General features: G+C 38.0%; 1 protein-coding gene. It reads left to right on the forward strand.

All coding sequences use genetic code 11. The annotated features are described in order from the left end of the window. Positions 1-80: 80 nt before the first annotated feature. Entirely contained in the window at positions 81-599 is a 519-nt protein-coding gene (locus ACFINO_RS11010; protein ID WP_375655887.1) for a universal stress protein, read from the forward strand. The last annotated feature ends 20 nt before the right edge of the window (positions 600-619 follow it).

A 619-nucleotide genomic window follows, 5' to 3' on the forward strand; every position in this document is an offset into this window, starting at 1 on the left:
ATATGAAAAAAGTCCGTGAAATTGTTGGATTTTTGCACAATATATGAAACAATTAAGCTGAAGCTGTAAGGGTAAAGAATTTGTCTGCAAAAAATAGAGAAAACCTCAGGGTTTCTAAGCAAAACAAAGCGAAAACAAATCACAAGCGGAAAATTTTAGTCATTATCGATGAGACACCAGAATGTCGGCGCGCTGTCGCCTTTGCTGCACAGCATGCCCAAAATACTAAAAAAACATTGGTACTACTCTGTATTGTTGATAGTGTAGAATTTCAACATTTTTTGGGCGTCAACAATGTTATGCGAACAGAAGCAATACAAACTGCCCATAAAGTTTTAGGAGAAATTGCCAGTGATGTACGCACTACGCATTCCCTTGAAACGCAAATAACTGTGCGTGAAGGCAAAAAAATTGATGAGATTGCCAAACTGATTGACGAAGATAAGCAAATTGCACTTTTTGTTTTAGCTGCCAGTGAACATACAGAAGGACCCGGACCGCTTGTGCAATTAATTGGCAATCGGGGAACAGCTTTTTCAATCCCTGTTATCGTTATTCCAAGTAATCTCGCTGATGAAGATATTGAATCCATTGCCTAAAATAGTGTATTCTTCATTCA

The sequence above is a fragment of the Bartonella sp. AA83SXKL genome (assembly GCF_042196965.1).
Taxonomy (GTDB): domain Bacteria; phylum Pseudomonadota; class Alphaproteobacteria; order Rhizobiales; family Rhizobiaceae; genus Bartonella.